Source organism: Streptomyces puniciscabiei, assembly GCF_006715785.1.
GTDB classification, from domain to species: Bacteria; Actinomycetota; Actinomycetes; order Streptomycetales; family Streptomycetaceae; genus Streptomyces; species Streptomyces puniciscabiei.
This window is the reverse complement of sequence record NZ_VFNX01000001.1, coordinates 286934-304814: the sequence shown is the minus strand read 5'-3', so window position 1 is coordinate 304814 and position 17881 is coordinate 286934. Positions and strand designations below refer to the sequence as shown.

The window sequence follows — 17881 nt, the reverse complement described above, 5'->3', positions numbered from 1 at the left end:
ATGAACCGCACCGCACTCGGCCTCGCCGTAGGGGCCGGATACCTTCTGGGACGCACGAAGAAACTGAAAATGGCGCTGGCGATGGGATCCCTGGTCGCCGGGAAGAAGCTCAACCTCGGCCCGAGGACGCTCGCCGACCTGGTGAGCCGGCAGCTGAAGGACAACCCGCAGTTCAAGGAGATCGGCGACCAGCTGCGCCAGGACCTGCGGGGGGTCGGCAAGGCCGCCTCCGGTGCCATGGTCGAGAGGCAGATGAACTCCCTCGCCGACCGCCTGCACGGCCGCACCGAGCAGGTTCGCGACCAGCTCTCCGGTGCGGTGCCCGCCGGTTCCGCCTCCGCCGAGGACCGGGACGACGAGGAGTCCGCGGACGAGTCCGGCCCGGACGAGACCGAGAGCCGGGACGAAGAGGGCCAGGAAGACAAGGGCGGCCGGGGTGAGGAGCCGCGCGGCGGCAAGCCCGTCAAGAAGGCCCCGCCGAAGAAGGCTCCCGCCAACAAGACCGCGGCGAAGAAGGCGTCGGCGAAGAAGGCGGCCCCCGCGAAGAAGGCGGCCGCGAAAAGGACGGACGCGGCTCGCAGGACGGCCGGCAAGAAGACGGCCGCCGCGTCCCGGCAGCGGAAGGGCGGTGACGACCGATGACCGAGACCCTCGGATCGGCCACCTCCGCGGCCGACAAGGCCACGGGTGCGGCCAAGGACAACCCGCTGACCGGTCTGGCCCACAGCGAGGCTGCCGACCGGCTGAAGGCGGAGGCCCAGGACTTTCTGGCCGCACAGGCCACGAAGATGCTCACCGGCCTCGGCCGCAAGCTCGGCGAGACCACGGGCAAGCTCAACGACATAGCCGAAGGCAACAGCCCTGGCTTCGCCAAGCTGGCGCTCGATGGCGGCCGCAAGCTCGCCGAGGGCAAGGGCCCTCTGCGCTCCGCGCTGGAGCTGGGCGGATCCCGCATGAAGGACAACGTGATGAACGCGGTCAGAAGCCTCGGCGGCAGCAAGGGCAAGAAGGGCGGCGCGGGCAAGAAGCCCACCGTCATCATGGAGTCCATCGACGTCGGCGTACCGCTGCGCACCGCCTACGACCAGTGGACCCAGTACAAGGACTTCAGCAGCTTCGCCAAGGGCGTCAAAAGCGCGAACCGTGCCGACGACACCCATTCCGACTGGCAGGCGAAGATATTCTGGTCCAGCCGTAGTTGGAAGGCGCAGACCACCGAACAGATACCCGACTACCGCATCCAGTGGACGTCGGAGGGTGCCAAGGGCACCACCAAGGGCGTGGTCTCCTTCCACCGGCTGGAGGAGAACCTCACCCGCGTCCTGCTGGTCATCGAGTACTACCCGACCGGCCTGTTCGAGAAGACCGGCAACATCTGGCGCGCCCAGGGCCGCCGGGTCAGGCTGGACCTGAAGAACTTCGCCCGCTTCATCACCCTCAAGGGCGAGGCGGAGGACAGCTGGCGCGGCGAGATCCGCGACGGCGAGGTGGTGCAAAGCCACGAGGACGCCGTGGCCGAGGAGGAACAGGAGCAGGAGGCCGAGGCGCCCGAGGACGAGGACACGGAGGACGAAGGCGCCGAGGGGGAGGCCGAGGAGTACGAGGGCGAGGAGGAAGCAGAGGACGAGGAGGAAGCAGAGGACGAGGAGGAAGCAGAGGGCGAGCCCGAGGAGTACGAGGCCGAGGACGAGGAGCCCTATGAGGACGAAGCCGAGGAGGGTGAGGAACCCGAGGGCGAGTACGAGGAAGAAGAGGAACCCGAGTACGCCGGAGGCAGGAGCCGTCGATGACGACGTCCAGCCGGTTCCCCGAGCCGTACGGCCACAGCAGTGGAGCCAACCTCGCCGACATCCTCGAGCGTGTGCTCGACAAGGGCATCGTGATCGCGGGTGACATCCGGATCAACCTGCTCGACATCGAACTGCTGACCGTCAAGCTGAGGCTCATCGTCGCCTCGGTGGACAAGGCCAAGGAGATGGGGATCGACTGGTGGGAGAGCGACCCGGCCCTGTCGTCCCGGGCCCGCCGCGACGAGCTGACCCGGGAGAACGCCGAGCTGAGGGAACGGCTGGCCCGGCTGGAGGAGCTGGAGCCGGGCCACGTGCCGAAGGAGGCCCCATGACCGGACTGCGCTATGTGTACGCCGTCTGCCACCCCTTCGGGACGCCCCTGCAGTCCCAGCTCACGGGCATCGGGGGCGTTCCGCCCGGGCTGCTGCACCACCACGGCCTGGTCGCGGTCATCGGCCAGGTCCCGGAAACCGATTTCAGCGAGGTGGCCCTCAAGGCCCACCTGGAGGACCTGGACTGGCTGGCCGCGACCGCCCGCGCCCACCAGGGCGTGATCGACGCGCTCACCACGGTCACCACCCCGCTGCCGCTCCGGCTCGGGACCGTCTTCAGGGACTGCAGCGGGGTGCGCTCGATGATCGAGGCCCGCGAGGAGGACTTCAGGCGCATCCTCGACCGGCTGGAAGGCCGCGTCGAGTGGGGTGTGAAGGTGTACCTGGAGGCCGAGCCCGCCGAGCCCGCCGAGCCCGCGCCGGCCACCGCAGCGAAGCCGGGGAGCGGTCGGGACTATCTGCGCCGGCGGCGCGAGAGCAGTCATGCCCAGGAGGAGAAGTGGCAGCGGGCCGAGGAGTTCGCCCGGTCGCTGCACGAGCGTCTGTGCCAGTACGCCGAGGATTCCCGGATGCACCCGCCGCAGAATTCCGCACTTTCCGCAGTGCCCGGCCGAAATGTCCTCAACGCGGCCTATCTGGTGCCCCGAATGCACTCCGAGGAATTCGTGGAACTGGTGGACCGCACAAAGGACGAGGCGCCCGGAATCCGGGTGGAACTCACCGGTCCCTGGGCCGCCTATTCATTTACGGGGGAGGGGGAGACGTGACCGTCGTGGAGCGGCGCGAGATCGCCCTTGTCGACCTGCTCGACCGGCTGCTCGCCGGTGGAGTCGTCATCACGGGCGACATCACCCTCAGGATCGCGGACGTGGACCTCGTGCGTATCGACCTGAACGCCCTGATCAGCTCGGTGAACGAGTCGGTCCCCTCGCCCTTCGAGCTGGTTTCCCCCTCTCCAGAGGAGCTCATGTGACCCGGCGCAACCGGCTCGACCTGGAACCCGACACGGTCGAGCGCGACTTGGTGAAACTGGTGCTCACGGTGGTGGAACTGCTCCGGCAGCTGATGGAACGGCAGGCCGTGCGCCGCTTCGACACCGGCGAGCTGACCGAGGAGCAGGAGGAGCGGATCGGGCTCACGTTGATGCTCCTGGAGGAGCGCATGGCCGAACTGCGCGAGCGCTACGGACTGCGGCCCGAGGACCTGAATCTGGACCTCGGGCCGCTCGGACCGCTGCTTCCCCGGGACTAGCTCATCTCACCACCGGTACCAGCGGCTCCTGCCGCCGGCGGCGGTCGTGCTGCGGACCAGGAAACCCAGCAGCCAGACCACCAGCACTGCCAGGGCAATCCACCAGAGAACCTTCACCGCGAATCCGACGCCGAACAGAATGAGCGCCAAAAGCAATACCAGCAGGATGGGAACCATAATGACCTCCTGCATTCCGGGTTTCCTGAATCTCGGGATTCAGGCTGCCTTACGGCACAGAATTTCCGCGTGCAGTACCGCGAACCAGCCGTCCTCCCGTCGGCCCCACTCCCGCCACGCCCCGGCGACGGCCCGCAGCTGTGCCTCCGTCGCGTGACCGCCTTGCGCGGCGCGTTCCGCGTAGGAGGAGGCCAGGGTGCGGTCGGCCCACAGGCCGCTCCACCAGGCCCGCTCCTCGGCCGTGGCGAAGGTCCAGGTGCTGGAGGTGGCGGTGATGTCGGTCAGCCCGGCGGCCAGCGCCCATGCCTTCAGCCGGCGCCCGGCGTCGGGCTCGCCGCCGTTGGCCCGGGCCACCCGCTCGTACAGGTCCAGCCAGTCGGTGAGGCCCTCCACCGCCGGGTACCAGGTCATCGCCGCGTAGTCCGCGTCGCGTACGGCGATGAACCCGCCCGGCTTCGTCACCCGGTGCATCTCGCGCAGTGCCTGTACCGGGTCGCCGACGTGCTGCAGCACCTGGTGGGCGTGGACCACGCAGAAGGTGTCGTCCGGGTGGTCCAGGGCGTGCACGTCGGCTACCGCGAAGTCCACGTTGGTCAGGCCGCGCCCGGCGGCGGTGGCCCGGGCCTGTTCCAGGATGCCCGGCGCGTGGTCGACGCCGGTGACGTGGCCGTCCGGGACCAGGGCCGCCAGATCGGCGGTGATGGTGCCCGGCCCGCAGCCGATGTCCAGGATTCGCATGTGGGGCTTCAGGGAGCCGAGCAGATAGGCCGCGGAGTTCTCGGCGGTCCGCCAGGTGTGCGACCGCAGCACCGACTCGTGGTGCCCGTGCGTGTAGACGGCGGTCTCCTGCGCTTTCGGCATGGCTGCTCCCCTTCGTCACCCTCGTCCGGGCCTTCGTCGCCCTCGCCCGGGCCGGTACGCATCACCGTACGCGCGGATGCCGAATAATGAGACCGCCATTTCACATACTGGTCTGACGCTACGTCATCCTTGTCTGATGGTGCGTCAGGAAGCAGTGCGCAGCGGGCGGTAGACCGTCAAGGCCTCCGGCAGCTTCTCCAGGGTCACCTCGCCCGACACGGTGGTCACCTCGCCGTCGTACGCCATCGGGGTGCCCGGCGCGAGACCGGTCACCCGCAGCCGGGTCACCTGCACCGCCGAGTGGGCCGGAGAACGGGTCAGCGGACCCGCGGCGGCCGCCGCCAGCAGCCGCAGCGCGGGCCGCCGGCTGCCGTGCACCACCCGCACATCCAGCAGACCGTCCGCGAGATCGGTACGGCGGCCGGGCGCGAGCCCCATGCGGTGGTAGACGCCGTTGCCGACGAACAGCAGCCACAACGGCCGCCGTTCACCGCCCAGCTCCACCTCCAGCGGATGCCGGTCCGCGCGCAGCACCCGCAGGGCGCCCAGCAGGCCGGCCGGCCAGCCGCCGATCCGGTGCGACCACCGCTCCCGCACGCGCACCAGCTCCGGATAGACGCCCAGGCTCAGCGTGTTCAGGGACAGGCCCTCGCCGTCGTCGGTGGCCCAGCGGACCGCGTCCACCCGCACCGCCTCGCCGTGCCGGACCGCCCAGGCCAGATCGCGCTCGTCCACCACGCCCAGGTCGAGGGCGAAGTGGTTGAGGGTGCCGCCCGGCAGCACCGCGAGCGGCAGCCCGTGGGCGAGCGCGACCCTCGCGGCCGCGTTCACGGTGCCGTCGCCGCCGCACACGCCGAGCACCCGGGCACGGGCCGCCGCCTTCGCCAGTTCGTCGCCGACCTCCTCCGGCGCGCACTCGACGATCTCCGCCCGCGGCAGCGCGCCGCGCAGCGCACCGATCCGGTCGGCCGTCCCCGAGGCCCGGTTGGCGACCACCACCAGACCGTCGCCCTCGGGCAGCGCAGGAGCCTCGGCGCGGGGCCGGGACCGCCGCCGCACCTGGGCGCGGGTCGGCACCAGCCGGCGTACCAGGAAGGCCGCGCCCGCGCCGAGCGCCGCCCCGGCCAGCACGTCGCTCGGGAAGTGAACGCCCGTGTACACCCGGGAGGCCGCCACCGAGAACGCCACCGGCGCCAGCGCCGCGCCCCACGCCGGGGACTCCAGCGCGACCCCGGTCGCGAACGCGGCGGCCGACGCGGAGTGCCCCGACGGGAACGACGTGGTGATCGGCTGCCGCCTGAGCTGCCGCGCCAGCGGCACCGGGTCCAGTACCGGGCGGGCGCGGCGCACCGAGCGCTTGCCGATCGTGTTGATGGCCAGCGAGGCCAGGCTGAGGGAGGCCAGGCCCCGGGCGGCCGCCCGGCGGGCCCTCGGGGTGCGGCTCGCCGCCATCGCGGCGGCCGTCGCGAACCACAGCACCCCGTGGTTCGCGCTGTGACTCAGGCGGGGCAGCACCCGCTCGGCGCCGGGCCAGTGCCAGGCGGCGGCCGCCTCGAACAGGCGGCCGTCCAGTTCCAGCAGCCGACACAGCGGGCTCCGGCCGGCCGCACGGGCGGCCGGCTCCAGGCGGGTCAGGTCCAGGTCCGGGCTCATGGAGTCCGGTTACCCTGAAGTGCCCGTTTCTTGTGCCTGTCCGCGCCGGACACCCGCCGGCGCCGTAAGGAGCCCCCGCATGCGCCTGCTCCTCGTCCGCCACGGCGAAACCCCGTCCAACGTGCACCATCTGCTGGACACCGCCGTGCCGGGCCCTGCGCTGACCGAGCTGGGCGAGGCACAGGCCGCCGCACTGCCCGAGGCGCTCGCCGGCGAGGTCATCGAGGCCGTGTACGCCTCGCCCCTGCTGCGCGCCCGGCTCACCGCCGCCCCGCTGGCCGCCGCCCGGGGCCTCGAGGTCATCGTCCGGGACGGAATCCGCGAGGTGTCCGCCGGCGACCTGGAGATGCTGCCCGGCGAGTCCGCCGAGGGCCGGGAGTACATGCGCACGATCTTCGCCTGGGCGGCCGGCGACACCGCGCCGCGCATCCCCGGCGGAGAGAGCGGCGAGGAGGCCCTGGCCCGGTACGACGCCGTGATCGCCGAGGCCGCCGCGAGCGGCGCCGGCACGGTCGCCATGGTCAGCCACGGCGCCGCGATCCGCCTGTGGGCCGCCGCCCGCGCCCACAACGTCGACGTCCCCTTCGCCGCCGCCCGCCCCCTGGGCAACACCGGCGTGATCGCCCTGGAGGGCTCCCCCTCCGACGGCTGGAAGGCCGTGTCCTGGGAGGGGACCACGGTGGAACCGGCGGGAGAGGCCGGTCCGACGGGGGAGCGGGTGGATACGGCGCGGTAGCCGGCCTTGGGCGGGGAGGGACGGTGGCTGTGGCAGGGCAGGCGGCCGGGTACGGAGGGCCGGTGGGCTTACGGCGGGGCAGGCGGTCGGTAGTAAAAGCCGGTGGCCGGCGCGGCCGGGCGGCGGCGGGAGCCGGGGGATCGGGCGTACCGGGTGGCCGCCGGGGGAGGCCTGGGCGGCGCTTGCGATGGCTGAACGCTGCGGGGCCGCTGTGGGGGACGGGCTGAGGGCTGGTGGGCGGCGCATGCGGGGAGGGGCTCCATACCGGGAACGCGGGACATGGGGAATTCCGGCGCGCAGGCCGAGCTGAACGTGGCCGAGTGCATCTGCCCGCCTCCGCGGGATCGGGAGGCGGCGCGGAGGCTCGTGGGCAGGCCGGGCCGGGACCGGCGAGCGGTGTTCGTGGAGGGGTGGTGCAGGTCAGGAGGCCGGTGGCCTGGGGCGGGCCGGGCGATAAGCGGTTGCCCGGAGGCGGGGGCGGCCCGGAGAATGCCTCCCCATGGGACATCTGGAAGCCGCGCACCTCGAGTACCACCTCCCCGACGGGAGGACGCTGCTCGGAGACGTGTCCTTCCGGGTCGGGGAAGGCGCCGCCGTCGCCCTGGTCGGCCCGAACGGCGCCGGCAAGACGACGCTGCTCCGGCTGATCTCCGGGGAGCTGAAGCCGCACGGCGGCACCGTCACCGTCAGCGGCGGCCTCGGCGTGATGCGCCAGTTCGTGGGCTCCGTACGGGACGAGACGACCGTACGGGACCTCCTCGTCTCCGTCGCCCCGCCCCGCATCCGCGAGGCGGCCAAGGCGGTCGACGAGGCCGAGCACGCCCTCATGACCGTCGACGACGAGGCCGCCCAGCTGGCCTACGCGCAGGCCCTCGCCGACTGGGCCGAGGCACGCGGCTACGAGGCCGAGACCCTGTGGGACATGTGCACCACCGCGGCCCTCGGCATGCCCTACGAGCGCGCCCAGTGGCGCCAGGTGCGCACCCTCTCCGGCGGCGAGCAGAAACGCCTCGTGCTGGAGGCGCTGCTGCGCGGCACCGACGAGGTCCTGCTGCTGGACGAGCCGGACAACTACCTCGACGTGCCCGGCAAACGATGGCTCGAGCAGCAGCTCCAGGAGACCCCCAAGACGGTCCTGTTCGTCTCCCACGACCGTGAACTCCTCGCCCGCGCCGCCGAGAAGATCGTCTCCGTGGAGCCCGGCCCGGCCGGTGCCGACGCCTGGGTGCACGGCGGCGGCTTCGCCACTTACCACGAGGCCCGCCGTGAACGCTTCGCCCGCTTCGAGGAGTTGCGACGCCGCTGGGACGAGAAGCACGCCCAGCTGAAGAAGCTGGTGCTGAACCTCCGTCAGGCCGCCTCCGTCAGCCACGAGTTGGCCTCCCGGTACGCCGCCGCCCAGACCCGGCTGCGCAAGTTCGAGGAGGCCGGCCCCCCGCCGGAGCCGCCGCGCGAGCAGGACATCACCATGCGCCTGAAGGGCGGCCGCACCGGCGTACGGGCCGTCACCTGCGAGGGACTCGAACTGTCCGGCCTGATGCGGCCGTTCGACCTGGAGGTCTTCTACGGCGAACGGGTCGCCGTCCTCGGCTCCAACGGCTCCGGCAAGTCCCACTTCCTGCGCCTGCTGGCCGGCGAGGACGTCGCGCACACGGGGAAGTGGAAACTCGGCGCACGCGTCGTCCCGGGCCACTTCGCACAGACCCACGCCCACCCCGAGCTGGCGGGCCGTACCCTCCTCGACATCCTGTGGAAGGAGCACTCCCAGGATCGCGGCGCCGCCATGTCCCGGCTGCGCCGCTACGAGCTGACCCTGCAGGCCGAGCAGACCTTCGACCGGCTCTCCGGCGGCCAGCAGGCCCGCTTCCAGATCCTGCTGCTGGAGCTGGCGGGCGCGACCGCGCTGCTGCTGGACGAGCCGACCGACAACCTCGACCTGGAGTCGGCCGAGGCCCTGCAGGAGGGTCTGGAGGCCTTCGACGGCACGGTCCTCGCCGTCACGCACGACCGCTGGTTCGCCCGCTCCTTCGACCGCTACCTGGTCTTCGGCGCCGACGGCCGCGTGCGTGAGACGGCGGAACCGGTGTGGGACGAACGCCGAGTGGAGCGCGCCCGCTAGGCATGTGACGCCATCGGTCACCTCCAGCGCAGCAGTGCCCCCATGCCTTCCGGCGCGATCTCCTCGCCCGTCTCCCGGAGCACCGGCGTCAGCGACACCACCGGCGCGTCGGTGACCACGGCTGCCCGCACCAGGGCGTCGTCGGCGCGGGCGGGCCAGGCCTGGTGTTCGCCGATGTCCTTCAGCTCGTCGCGGCGCGCCGCCAGCTGGTCCGGGTCCTCGCCGATCCACACCTCGCGGTGCGTGTCGGGCGCGTCGGGGCGGATCAGCAGCTCGGCGAGCCGGTGCTCGCGCGCCGCCTCGATCAGCTGCGGCACCCCTTCGACGGCCGCGGCCCGACGCTCCTGGTCCGGCGTGCGCGCCGCCCGGAACCGGTCCACCTCCGCCAGGATCCGCTGCCGTACGTGCTCGGCGCGCAGCTCCTCCACTTCCTGCGGCAGCAGGTTGCTGTCCTTGCCGCGCGACGTCTCCATCACACGGTCCTGCAGCGCCTTCGGCAGCTGCTCGTGCACCGACCTGCGCTCCCGGTCGTCGCCGCACAGGATCAGCAGGTCGGCGCCGGTCTCCTCCTGGCACGCGGCGAGCGCCTCGGCGACCTCGCGCGCGTTGTGCTCCCAGGTGTCCTCCACCTTCAGCTGGAAGTGCCGCTCGGACCAGTCGGAGGCCTTCGACCTGTGCACCGGCCACTGCCGGCCCGTCACCTGCCCGGCCTCCTCGTGCAGCAGCGCGCTGCGCAGCTCGATGCGGGCTCCGGTCCGGTCGATGTAGGCCACCAGCGACAGCGGGTCCTCACCGGCGAGGTCCAGCAGCGGTGTCACCCGGGGCAGCGCGCCCCAGTACGCCTCGCCGTCCTGCGGCCCCCGCGTCAGCGGCACCTCCAGGACCACCTCGCCGTCCCGGGCGAACACCGCCCGGCCGTACGGTTCCGGCGCGTGCCGCAGGCCCTCCAGTGCATCGTGCACCGCACGGCAGGTGGGCTCGTCCGCCCCCTGCCGGGCCAGCTCCCGGGTGACCGCCTCCGCGCTCAGATGACGGCGTTGCTGCTGGTCCTCCGTGTGGATCGAGGTGTCCACGTATGCGGAGGCCCAGGACCCCGGATGTTCGTACAGTGGGTTCAGGAACGAGAGCAGCATGGATTCCTCCCGGAAAGTCCTCGGGGCAGTGGCTGCCGGGCGGGTACCCGGGCCGGTACCCGGGGACACGGATACGACGAGCGGGGCACCACATGACCGGAGTCGAGCCCAGCCGACTGGACGACCAGCAGCTCATGAAGGAGCTGGAAACGATCCACCGCACGCGTCACGACACCCTCCTGTACGGCTCGAACGACGCGCTGCGGACCCACAACGAGCGCATGGCGCAACTGGAGGGCGAGTATCTGCGCCGCAATCCGCGCCGCCTGGTCAGCGCGGCCCGCACCCGCGAGGGTGCCCGCGAACGGCGGTGCGGCGAGGCGGCGACTCCGGAGGCGTCCGGCACCTGAGCCCCGCCGGAGCGGAGGCGTCCGTCTGAGCCCCGGCCCGAGCCCTGATGGCGACGGGAAAGGGGGCCGACCCGCGTGGATCGGCCCCGGTCGAGTGGGGAGAGCCGGTCAGCCCGGCTCTCCCGGTGTCAGCCCGGCTCTCCCGGTGTCAGCCCGGCTCTCCCGCGAACACGTGCAGGAAGGCATCGCAGAACGCCTTCAGATCGTCCGGCTTGCGGCTGGTCACCAGCTGGTTGGAGCCGTGGTCGCAGATCTTCACCTGCTCGTCCACCCAGGTGCCGCCCGCGTTGCGGATGTCCGTCCGCAGGCTCGGCCAGGAGGTCAGTACCCGGCCCCGTACGACGTCCGCCTCCACCAGCGTCCACGGAGCGTGGCAGATCGCCGCGACCGGCTTGCCCTGCTCGAAGAAGTCCTTCACGAACGCCACGGCCTTGTCGTCCATCCGCAGGAAGTCGGGATTGGCCACCCCGCCGGGCAGCACCAGGGCGCCGAACCGGTTCACCGAGGTCTCGCCCACCACCTCGTCCACCTCGAACGTGTCGCCCTTGTCGAGATGGTCGAACGCCTGCACCTTCCCGGGCTTCGTCGACACCAGCACCGGCTCGTGCCCGGCGTCGGAGGCCGCCTTCCACGGCTCGGTCAGCTCGACCTGCTCCGCGCCCTGCGGTGCCACCAAAAACGCGATCCGCATGATTCTCCGTCTCCTTTCCGTTCCCGGGCCGCCCGCCGGCAGCGCAGCAGCTCCTCGCCGTACGGCAGTGCCACGCTCAGCCCGATCCCGAGGCCGATCCCGGCCAGATAGCCGGGCGACAGCGGGCGCCGGCGCGGCAGCAGCCGCCAGGCGTGGGGATCCCCGCGGCCGCCCCGCAGCAACGACCGCACCTGGTCGGCGTGCAGGCACATCAGCGAGACCAGCGCGCCGAACGGCAGCGCCTCCAAGGAAGCTGTGGATGTGCTGCTCGAGCGGCTTGACCTCCCGGTCGCTGTCGACGGCCGTCCGCACGTCCCACAGCGCCGTCGCCTCGTGCACCGCCGCCGCCCCGAGCTGCACGCTCAGCAGCAGCGGGTTGATCCGGTAGCGCAGGGTCAGCGCGATCGGCGCCCCGACCTCGGCCATCATCAGTGCATGGATCAGGGACTCCTTCGTCCCCGCGGTGTCCTCGATCCGGGTGCGCCGGTGCATCAGCCAGTCGGCGAGCCCGGGGACGAACCAGCCGGGCAGCAGCCCGTACAGCAGGAACCGGGTGGTCGTCACCTCGACGTCGACGCCGGCCCCCCTCGCGATATCGACCGCCTGGCTCCGCCTCATGCGCCGCCCGCCAGTGCTTCGGCCAGCTGCTGCACGTTCTGGTAGCGCGCCGAGTGGGGCAGCGCGGCCACGGCGTCGGCCAGCGCGGTCGGCGCGTTGTGCCGGCGCAGCGTCCTGGCCAGGTCACGGGCGGTCGCCGGGAACGAGCCGCGGCTCAGGGTGCGGGCCAGCTCCGACCGCACCCGCTCCAGCGACGCCGGCGAGCCCAGGCCGCCCACGGGTCCGCTCCACACCTCCGGGTCGTCGTCCGCGGCCGGCTCGGGATCGTGCCACTCCTCCACCCGCGTCGGATGCCCGGACCTCAGCAGACCCTTCAGCTCGTGTTTCATCTCGTCGTCCCTATGGACGTTCAGCCGGTCACTGCCTCGCTGCATGTCAACCTCCACAGGGGGTTAGCTCTTGTCCCTGCCCGGCAGGAACTCCTGCACCTTCGCCTTCAGGCCCTGCTTGACCATCGATCGCCGGTCGGCGTCCCCCTTCAGGATCGACGCCGCCGTCGCCTCCATCTGCTCCCAGGTCGCGTGCGGCGGGATCGGCGGTACGGCGGGATCGGTGAGGAACTCGATCACGCTCGGCCCGTCGGCCTCCAGAGCCGCACGCCAGCCCGCCTCCACGTCCTCCGGCTTCTCCACCCGGACGCCGGTCAGCCCCAGCGAGCGGGCGAACGCCGCGTACTGCACGTCCGGGATCTCCTGCGAGGGCAGGAAGGACGGCGCACCTTCCATGGCGCGCATCTCCCAGGTCACCTGGTTCAGGTCCTGGTTGTTCCACACGCCCACCACCAGCCGCGGATCCGACCAGCGGTCCCGGTACTTCGCCGCCGTGATCATCTCCGCCAGGCCGTTCATCTGCATCGCGCCATCACCGACCAGCGCGAACACCGGCCGGTCCGGATGCGCGAACTTCGCGCCGATCGCGTACGGCACACCCGGCCCCATCGTCGCCAGCGTCCCGGACAGCGAACCGCGCATGCCCGGCCGCATCGTGATGTGCCGCGCGTACCAGTTGGCGACCGACCCGGAGTCGGAGGTCAGGATCGCGTTCTCCGGCAGCAGTGGATCCAGCGCCCGGGCGACGTACTCCGGGTTGATCGGGTCCGCCGACAGGTGGGCCCGCCGCTCCATCGTCTCGTGCCAGCGCCGCACGTTCGCGCACACCGTGTCGTACCACTCGCGCCCGCGGTCGCTCTTCAGCAGCGGAACCAGCCGCCGCAGCGTCGCCCGGGCGTCTCCGACCAGGTTCACCTCGTACGGGTAGCGCATCCCGATCATGTGCGCGTCGATGTCGATCTGCACCCCGCGCGCCTTGCCGAAGTCCGGCATGAACTGCGTGTACGGGAACGACGACCCGATCGTCAGCAGGGTGTCGCAGTCCCGCATCAGCTCGTACGACGGCCGGCTGCCCAGCAGCCCGATCGGCCCGGTGACGTAGGGCAGTTCGTCGCTCAGCACGTCCTTGCCGAGCAGCGCCTTCGCGACGCCCGCGCCGAGCAGCTCGGCGATCTCCTGCACCTCCGCGACCGCGCCGGCCGCGCCCTGGCCCACGAGGATCGCGACCTTGTCGCCCGCGTTCAGCACGTCCGCCGCGCGGCGCAGCGCCTCGTCCGTCGGGGTCATGGTGTACTCGCTCATGCCCATGCTGGAGGGCACCATCTTGAACTCGTGCGTCGGCGCCGAGTAGTCGAGCTCCTGCACGTCACCGGGGATGATCAGGGCGGTCGGGCAGCGCCGGGCGTAGGCGGTGCGGATCGCACGGTCCAGCACGTTCGGCAGCTGCTCGGGCACCGTCACCGTCTCCACGAAGTCCGAGGCGACGTCCTTGTAGAGCGTGTGCAGATCGACTTCCTGCTGGTAGGAGCCGCCCATCGCGGTCCGGTTGGTCTGGCCGACGATCGCCAGCACCGGCACGTGGTCGAGCTTGGCGTCGTACAGGCCGTTGAGCAGATGGATGGCGCCCGGCCCCGACGTCGCCGCGCACACCCCGATACGGCCGCTGAACTTGGCGTACCCGACCGCCTCGAACGCGGACATCTCCTCGTGCCGGGACTGGATGAACCGCGGCCTGTCCTCGGCCCGGCCCCATGCGGCGAGCAGCCCGTTGATGCCGTCGCCCGGATAGCCGAAGACCTGTTCCACGCCCCAAGCGCGCAGGCGCTCGAGGATGTGGTCGGCGACCTTGGTACTCATGAAGGACCTCCCCGGTGGGGTGATGACGAAGCGGACGATCCGGTCAGCGCATACCGAGTCACCTGCACGGGGGACGGAAAACCTCCCTGGGGGAGGAGGCGATGCCCTCGGCGTGCCCGGACCGGGGACCTGGGACTGGGCGTGGCGCGGTCATGGTCCGGGGCGGGCGGCGGACGGCGGGCGCGAAAACGGACGGGTGGGTGGCGGGCGCGGGTACGGGCGGCACGGTGGCGTGCGTGCGGCCGGGCGGGGGGCCGGAAACCGCGCGCCGGTGTTTGTCACCCGGCCGGGCGTGCCCGTCCCGCGAATGGGGTCCGGCCGCGCGCGCCGCGCCGCCGTGCGGGCTGTCATGGCAGCGAGGGCACGCCCCGTGCCCCGTACCCGTGACGCCGTAGGGGCAGCGGCCCGCCCCGGCCTGCCGGTGCCCCCGGTGGCGCCGTACGGCCGTACCGGCGTCCGGCGTACCACCGCCGACCGATCCGCCGTGCCCGCCGAGGAGCCCGTCCCATGCGCCGCACCGCTCGTGCCCTGTCCGTCGCCTTCGTCGCCGGTACCGTGCTCGCCCTGGCCGGCCCCGCCGCCTCCGCCGTCGACGCCCCGTCTCCGGCCGGCACCGTCGCGCCCGGGCGCGTCCCCGGCCCCTGTCTCGCATCGCAGCAGTGCGGCGAGTCCCGCGACAGCCCCGCCCCCTGCCGGGCCGGCGAGCCCTGCCAGGACGTCGGCGCGAGCTGCAGGCCGGGGCAGGCGTGCTCGGCCGGTGCCAGTTGTAAGCCGGGGGAGGCCTGTACGGGCGGTGCGAGCTGCAGGCCGGGGGAGGTGTGCACGGGCGGCGTGGACTGTAAGCCGGGGGAGGTGTGCTCGGGCGGCACGGGCTGCAAGCCGGGGGAGGTGTGCTCCGGCGGCGCGAGTTGCAGGCCCGGGGAGTCGTGCTCGAGCGGTACGGACTGCAAGCGGTGGGAGGCGTGCCCGGGGCGGACGCCGTGCCCGGAGGCCGGCCGGTGCCGCGGTGACGGCCGGGACTGCCCCGGCGCCGGGGCCTGCCCGGACGAAGGCCACCGGTGCACGCGGGCCCGCGACGAGCCCTGCCGCGCCGGCCACGACTGCGGCGCCCCCGACGGCCGGCAGGGTCCCGGCACCGGCGGCTGCGACCCGCCCACCGTGCAGCACGGAGTCGAGGCCGGCGCGGGCGGCAGCTTCAGCGACTCGGTCCCGGCCCTCGCCGCCGGCGCCGCCTTCATCGCCGCGGCCTGCGGCGGAGCCGGCTACCGCCTGTACGGCCGCTGCCGCCCCGCGGGAGGCCGGTCCACGGACCTGTGACCCGGGCGGCGCCCGTCCCCCCATGGAGTGCCGCCCGGCGGGTACACACTCTCCCGAGGACACCGGCAGCAGACCGCAACACCAACGGACGGCACAGGCCACGGACGACACCGACCGACACCACAGCCCCCACCCACGCTCCCCACAGCAGCCCACGACGACACAGTCCGCCCGTCCCGGTCACCCGGCCCGGACCGGCGGCACCCGGCACCAGGACCGCGCGGAGGCGGACATGCGGCGGACGGACCCCGAGGGCCACGGCCCCGTCCGCTACGGCCCGCCGCTGCCGGGCGACGGACTGCCCGTACTCCCGGAGCTCACCGCCGTACTCGCTGCGGCGGCGAGCCGCGGCGACGCCCAGCCCGTCGGAGGCGCCCCCGCCCTCCTCGAAGCGGCCTGCGGCTACTGGACCCGGCGCGGACTGCCCACCGTCCCCGACCAGGTGGCGGCCGGCCCCGGCGCCCCCGCGCTGCTCCTCGCCCTCACCGCCGCGCTCGCCTCGGACGGCGGCGACGTCCTCGTACCGCGCCCCTGCGCCGCCTGGTGGGCGCCGTACGCCCGGGTCCTCGGCCGGCCCGCCTACCATGTGCCCACCCCCGCCGAGAGCGGCGGTGTGCCCGACCCCTACGCCTTTCTGGAGACCGTCCGCCGGGTCAGGGCCGAGGGCGGTGACCCACGGCTGCTCGTGCTGTCCGTCGCCGACGACCCGACCGCCACCGTCGCCCCGCCGGAACTGCTGCACGAGACCGTCGAGGCCGCCACCGCCGAGGGACTGCACCTGGTCAGCGACGAGACCTGGCGCGACACCCTGCACCATCCCCACGACACCGTGCTGCTCAGCCCCGCCGAGATGCTGCCCGAACGGGTCACCGTCGTCACCGACCTCGCCGGATCGCTGCTGCCGCCCGGCTGGCCCGCCGCCGTCGCCCGGTTTCCCGCGACCGAACCCGGACAGCACCTCCACGCGCGCGTGCTCGACATCCTCACCGGGCTCGGCGCGCGCATCGCCGCACCCGTCGCCGCCGCGGCCGGATACGCCCTCGACGAACCCCCGCCCGTCACCGAGCGCCGCGAGGCCGCCGTACGGCTGCACGCGCGCGTGGCCGCCGCCGCGCACGCCGCCGTCGTCGCCGCCGGCGCGCTCGCCCGACCCCCGCAGGCCGGCCGCCACCTGTACGCCGACCTCGGCCCACTGCGCGAACCGCTCGCCGAACAAGGCGTCGGCGACGCACAGGAGTTGGAGGACCTCCTCACCGCCCGGCTCGGCATGCCCGCGCCCGGCGGCCACCGTTTCGGCGACGACCTCGCAGCGCTGCGCGTACGCCTCGCCACGGGCCCCCTGCTGGGCGGCACCGACGAGGAACGCGCGGAATGCCTCACCTCACCCGTGCCGTTGGAACTGCCACATGTGCAACGCGCGTTGATCTCCTTGACGTCGGTCCTCGACGATCTCCGCGACGACGCTCAGCGATGGGAGCCTCCTCGATGACGCAGCAGACGCACGAGACCGAGACGCACGAGCCCGAGACGCATGAGCCCGGATCGACCACGACGACCGCGACGACCATGGCGACCACGACTACGTCCGCGCCGACCACCACCACGACCACGACCACGACCGCAACGGCAACGGCGACCGCACCGACCCCACCGACTCGCGCCACCGCCACGCCACCCCCCCTGGCACCCCCGTTCCCGCCGCTGGCCGAACCCCGTCCCCTCGGCGAACACCGTGTGTGGCCACGGACCTTCCACGACCGGCTCACCGCCCCCCTGCCCGGCCTCAAGGCCCTCGCCCGCTTCGCCCGCGAAGGGGCCGTGCGCCCCGGTTCCGAAGGCCTCGCGGACGTCCCCCGGCTCCCCTGCGCTCCCGCCCCGCTGCCCCGCGTCGACACCCGCACCCTCGCCGTCACCTGGGCCGGACACGCGAGCTGGGTCGTGCGGATCGGCGGCCTGACCGTGCTCACCGACCCCGTCTGGTCCCGCCGCATCCTCGGCACCCCGGCCCGCGTCACCCCGGTCGGCGTTCCCTGGGACACCCTGCCCCGCGTCGACGCCGTCGTCATCAGCCACAACCACTACGACCACCTCGACGCCCCCACCCTGCGCCAACTCCCGCGGGACACCCCGGTGTTCGTACCGGCCGGCCTCGGCCGCTGGTTCCGTCGGCGCCGCTTCACCTGCGTCACCGAGCTGGACTGGTGGGAGGGTGCCGAACTGTCCGACGTCCGCTTCGACTTCGTCCCCGCCCACCACTGGTCCAAGCGCACCCTCACCGACACCTGTCACAGCCTGTGGGGCGGCTGGATCCTCACCGACACAGACGGACAGCGCCTCTACTTCGCCGGCGACACCGGCTACGGCCACTGGTTCTCCCGCATCGGCCGCCGCTACCCCGGCATCGATCTCGCCCTCATGCCCATCGGCGCCTACGACCCCCGCTGGTGGCTCAGCGACGTCCACTGCGACCCGGAGGAGGCCGTACAGGCCACCCTGGACCTGGGCGCGCGCCGCATGGCCCCCATGCACTGGGGCACCTTCATCCTCTCGGCGGAGCCGGTCCTGGAACCGCTCACCAGGGTGCGGGCGGCGTGGGAGAAGGCGGGACTGGAGCGAGAAGACCTGTGGGACCTGCCGATCGGCGCTTCCATGGTGCTCGACTGAGGC

General features: G+C 72.8%; 19 protein-coding genes. 12 read left to right on the top strand and 7 right to left on the bottom strand.

Going from position 1 to position 17881, the window contains the following annotated elements; translation table 11 throughout:
• From FB563_RS01290 to FB563_RS01265, 6 genes are read left to right on the top strand one after another with little or no spacing between them, the layout of a single operon-like run.
• Complete coding sequence (locus tag FB563_RS01290; protein ID WP_055705974.1) at positions 1 to 642, top strand: hypothetical protein; 642 nt, start codon at positions 1 to 3, stop codon at positions 640 to 642.
• The gene (locus FB563_RS01285) at positions 639 to 1790 is read left to right on the top strand and encodes an SRPBCC family protein (protein WP_055705975.1); all 1152 of its coding nucleotides are present in this window, start codon (positions 639 to 641) and stop codon (positions 1788 to 1790) included. The genes FB563_RS01290 and FB563_RS01285 overlap by 4 nt, the downstream gene beginning before the upstream one ends.
• Complete coding sequence (locus tag FB563_RS01280) at positions 1787 to 2122, top strand: gas vesicle protein (protein WP_055705976.1); 336 nt, start codon at positions 1787 to 1789, stop codon at positions 2120 to 2122. Before FB563_RS01285 ends, FB563_RS01280 begins: the two co-directional genes overlap by 4 nt.
• A complete protein-coding gene (locus FB563_RS01275; protein ID WP_055705977.1) occupies positions 2119 to 2889 on the top strand; it encodes a GvpL/GvpF family gas vesicle protein in 771 nt (256 codons plus the stop codon). The genes FB563_RS01280 and FB563_RS01275 overlap by 4 nt, the downstream gene beginning before the upstream one ends.
• Positions 2886 to 3095, top strand: coding sequence for a gas vesicle protein (locus FB563_RS01270; RefSeq protein ID WP_055705978.1), 210 nt, complete (start codon positions 2886 to 2888; stop codon positions 3093 to 3095). Before FB563_RS01275 ends, FB563_RS01270 begins: the two co-directional genes overlap by 4 nt.
• Positions 3092 to 3373 (top strand): gas vesicle protein K, encoded by a 282-nt coding sequence (locus tag FB563_RS01265; RefSeq protein ID WP_055705979.1) that lies wholly within the window; start codon positions 3092 to 3094, stop codon positions 3371 to 3373. Before FB563_RS01270 ends, FB563_RS01265 begins: the two co-directional genes overlap by 4 nt.
• Before the next feature lie 6 nt (positions 3374 to 3379).
• Here the strand turns inward: FB563_RS01265 and FB563_RS01260 are convergent, their stop codons facing one another.
• The 3 genes from FB563_RS01260 to FB563_RS01250 all read right to left on the bottom strand — a co-directional run bounded on the left by FB563_RS01260 (position 3380) and on the right by FB563_RS01250 (position 6064).
• Positions 3380 to 3550, bottom strand: coding sequence for a hypothetical protein (locus FB563_RS01260; RefSeq protein ID WP_055705982.1), 171 nt, complete (start codon positions 3548 to 3550; stop codon positions 3380 to 3382).
• 39 nt (positions 3551 to 3589) lie between these two features.
• Positions 3590 to 4411, bottom strand: a complete 822-nt coding sequence (locus FB563_RS01255) for a class I SAM-dependent methyltransferase (RefSeq protein ID WP_055705980.1) — start codon at positions 4409 to 4411, stop codon at positions 3590 to 3592.
• A gap of 144 nt (positions 4412 to 4555) precedes the next feature.
• Entirely contained in the window at positions 4556 to 6064 is a 1509-nt protein-coding gene (locus FB563_RS01250) for a bifunctional phosphatase PAP2/diacylglycerol kinase family protein (protein WP_055705981.1), read from the bottom strand.
• Positions 6065 to 6143: 79 nt separating this feature from the next.
• Between FB563_RS01250 and FB563_RS01245 the strand changes: the two genes are divergently transcribed.
• Both FB563_RS01245 and FB563_RS01240 read left to right on the top strand, forming a co-directional pair.
• Positions 6144 to 6800, top strand: a complete 657-nt coding sequence (locus FB563_RS01245; RefSeq protein ID WP_142218405.1) for a histidine phosphatase family protein — start codon at positions 6144 to 6146, stop codon at positions 6798 to 6800.
• Positions 6801 to 7299: 499 nt separating this feature from the next.
• On the top strand, positions 7300 to 8919 hold the full coding sequence (locus FB563_RS01240; RefSeq protein ID WP_142218404.1) for an ABC-F family ATP-binding cassette domain-containing protein: 1620 nt from the start codon (positions 7300 to 7302) through the stop codon (positions 8917 to 8919).
• Between the two features lie 17 nt (positions 8920 to 8936).
• On the opposite strand, the gene FB563_RS01235 is transcribed toward FB563_RS01240, so the two are convergent.
• Positions 8937 to 10052 carry a baeRF2 domain-containing protein gene (locus FB563_RS01235; RefSeq protein WP_055709994.1) on the bottom strand — a complete coding sequence of 372 codons (1116 nt, stop codon included), beginning with the start codon at positions 10050 to 10052 and terminating at the stop codon, positions 8937 to 8939.
• A gap of 92 nt (positions 10053 to 10144) precedes the next feature.
• Between FB563_RS01235 and FB563_RS01230 the strand changes: the two genes are divergently transcribed.
• Positions 10145 to 10402 (top strand): DUF6158 family protein, encoded by a 258-nt coding sequence (locus FB563_RS01230; protein WP_055709993.1) that lies wholly within the window; start codon positions 10145 to 10147, stop codon positions 10400 to 10402.
• 148 nt (positions 10403 to 10550) lie between these two features.
• On the opposite strand, the gene FB563_RS01225 is transcribed toward FB563_RS01230, so the two are convergent.
• The 3 genes from FB563_RS01225 to FB563_RS01210 all read right to left on the bottom strand — a co-directional run bounded on the left by FB563_RS01225 (position 10551) and on the right by FB563_RS01210 (position 13897).
• The gene (locus FB563_RS01225) at positions 10551 to 11093 is read right to left on the bottom strand and encodes a type 1 glutamine amidotransferase domain-containing protein (RefSeq protein ID WP_055709992.1); all 543 of its coding nucleotides are present in this window, start codon (positions 11091 to 11093) and stop codon (positions 10551 to 10553) included.
• Between the two features lie 614 nt (positions 11094 to 11707).
• Entirely contained in the window at positions 11708 to 12085 is a 378-nt protein-coding gene (locus FB563_RS01215) for a DUF2795 domain-containing protein (RefSeq protein WP_055709996.1), read from the bottom strand.
• An 18-nt stretch (positions 12086 to 12103) separates the two neighbouring features.
• Positions 12104 to 13897 (bottom strand): thiamine pyrophosphate-requiring protein, encoded by a 1794-nt coding sequence (locus FB563_RS01210; protein ID WP_055709991.1) that lies wholly within the window; start codon positions 13895 to 13897, stop codon positions 12104 to 12106.
• Between the two features lie 507 nt (positions 13898 to 14404).
• Here FB563_RS01210 and FB563_RS01205 point away from each other — a divergent pair.
• The 3 genes from FB563_RS01205 (at position 14405) to FB563_RS01195 (ending at position 17878) form a co-directional block, all read left to right on the top strand.
• Complete coding sequence (locus FB563_RS01205; protein WP_142218403.1) at positions 14405 to 15214, top strand: hypothetical protein; 810 nt, start codon at positions 14405 to 14407, stop codon at positions 15212 to 15214.
• Positions 15215 to 15446: 232 nt separating this feature from the next.
• Entirely contained in the window at positions 15447 to 16703 is a 1257-nt protein-coding gene (locus FB563_RS01200; protein WP_055710671.1) for an aminotransferase class I/II-fold pyridoxal phosphate-dependent enzyme, read from the top strand.
• Positions 16700 to 17878, top strand: coding sequence for an MBL fold metallo-hydrolase (locus FB563_RS01195; RefSeq protein ID WP_244328988.1), 1179 nt, complete (start codon positions 16700 to 16702; stop codon positions 17876 to 17878). The genes FB563_RS01200 and FB563_RS01195 overlap by 4 nt, the downstream gene beginning before the upstream one ends.
• The last annotated feature ends 3 nt before the right edge of the window (positions 17879 to 17881 follow it).

Excerpts from the sequence above, each read along its gene's own strand:
- FB563_RS01290 (WP_055705974.1), top strand. The coding sequence starts at position 1 with ATGAACCGCACCGCACTCGGCCTCGCCGTAGGGGCCGGATACCTTCTG.
- FB563_RS01285 (WP_055705975.1), top strand. The coding sequence starts at position 639 with ATGACCGAGACCCTCGGATCGGCCACCTCCGCGGCCGACAAGGCCACG.
- FB563_RS01280 (WP_055705976.1), top strand. The coding sequence starts at position 1,787 with ATGACGACGTCCAGCCGGTTCCCCGAGCCGTACGGCCACAGCAGTGGA.
- FB563_RS01275 (WP_055705977.1), top strand. The coding sequence starts at position 2,119 with ATGACCGGACTGCGCTATGTGTACGCCGTCTGCCACCCCTTCGGGACG.
- FB563_RS01260 (WP_055705982.1), bottom strand. The coding sequence starts at position 3,550 with ATGGTTCCCATCCTGCTGGTATTGCTTTTGGCGCTCATTCTGTTCGGC.
- FB563_RS01255 (WP_055705980.1), bottom strand. The coding sequence starts at position 4,411 with ATGCCGAAAGCGCAGGAGACCGCCGTCTACACGCACGGGCACCACGAG.
- FB563_RS01250 (WP_055705981.1), bottom strand. The coding sequence starts at position 6,064 with ATGAGCCCGGACCTGGACCTGACCCGCCTGGAGCCGGCCGCCCGTGCG.
- FB563_RS01245 (WP_142218405.1), top strand. The coding sequence starts at position 6,144 with ATGCGCCTGCTCCTCGTCCGCCACGGCGAAACCCCGTCCAACGTGCAC.
- FB563_RS01240 (WP_142218404.1), top strand. The coding sequence starts at position 7,300 with ATGGGACATCTGGAAGCCGCGCACCTCGAGTACCACCTCCCCGACGGG.
- FB563_RS01235 (WP_055709994.1), bottom strand. The coding sequence starts at position 10,052 with ATGCTGCTCTCGTTCCTGAACCCACTGTACGAACATCCGGGGTCCTGG.
- FB563_RS01230 (WP_055709993.1), top strand. The coding sequence starts at position 10,145 with ATGACCGGAGTCGAGCCCAGCCGACTGGACGACCAGCAGCTCATGAAG.
- FB563_RS01225 (WP_055709992.1), bottom strand. The coding sequence starts at position 11,093 with ATGCGGATCGCGTTTTTGGTGGCACCGCAGGGCGCGGAGCAGGTCGAG.
- FB563_RS01215 (WP_055709996.1), bottom strand. The coding sequence starts at position 12,085 with ATGCAGCGAGGCAGTGACCGGCTGAACGTCCATAGGGACGACGAGATG.
- FB563_RS01210 (WP_055709991.1), bottom strand. The coding sequence starts at position 13,897 with ATGAGTACCAAGGTCGCCGACCACATCCTCGAGCGCCTGCGCGCTTGG.
- FB563_RS01205 (WP_142218403.1), top strand. The coding sequence starts at position 14,405 with ATGCGCCGCACCGCTCGTGCCCTGTCCGTCGCCTTCGTCGCCGGTACC.
- FB563_RS01200 (WP_055710671.1), top strand. The coding sequence starts at position 15,447 with ATGCGGCGGACGGACCCCGAGGGCCACGGCCCCGTCCGCTACGGCCCG.
- FB563_RS01195 (WP_244328988.1), top strand. The coding sequence starts at position 16,700 with ATGACGCAGCAGACGCACGAGACCGAGACGCACGAGCCCGAGACGCAT.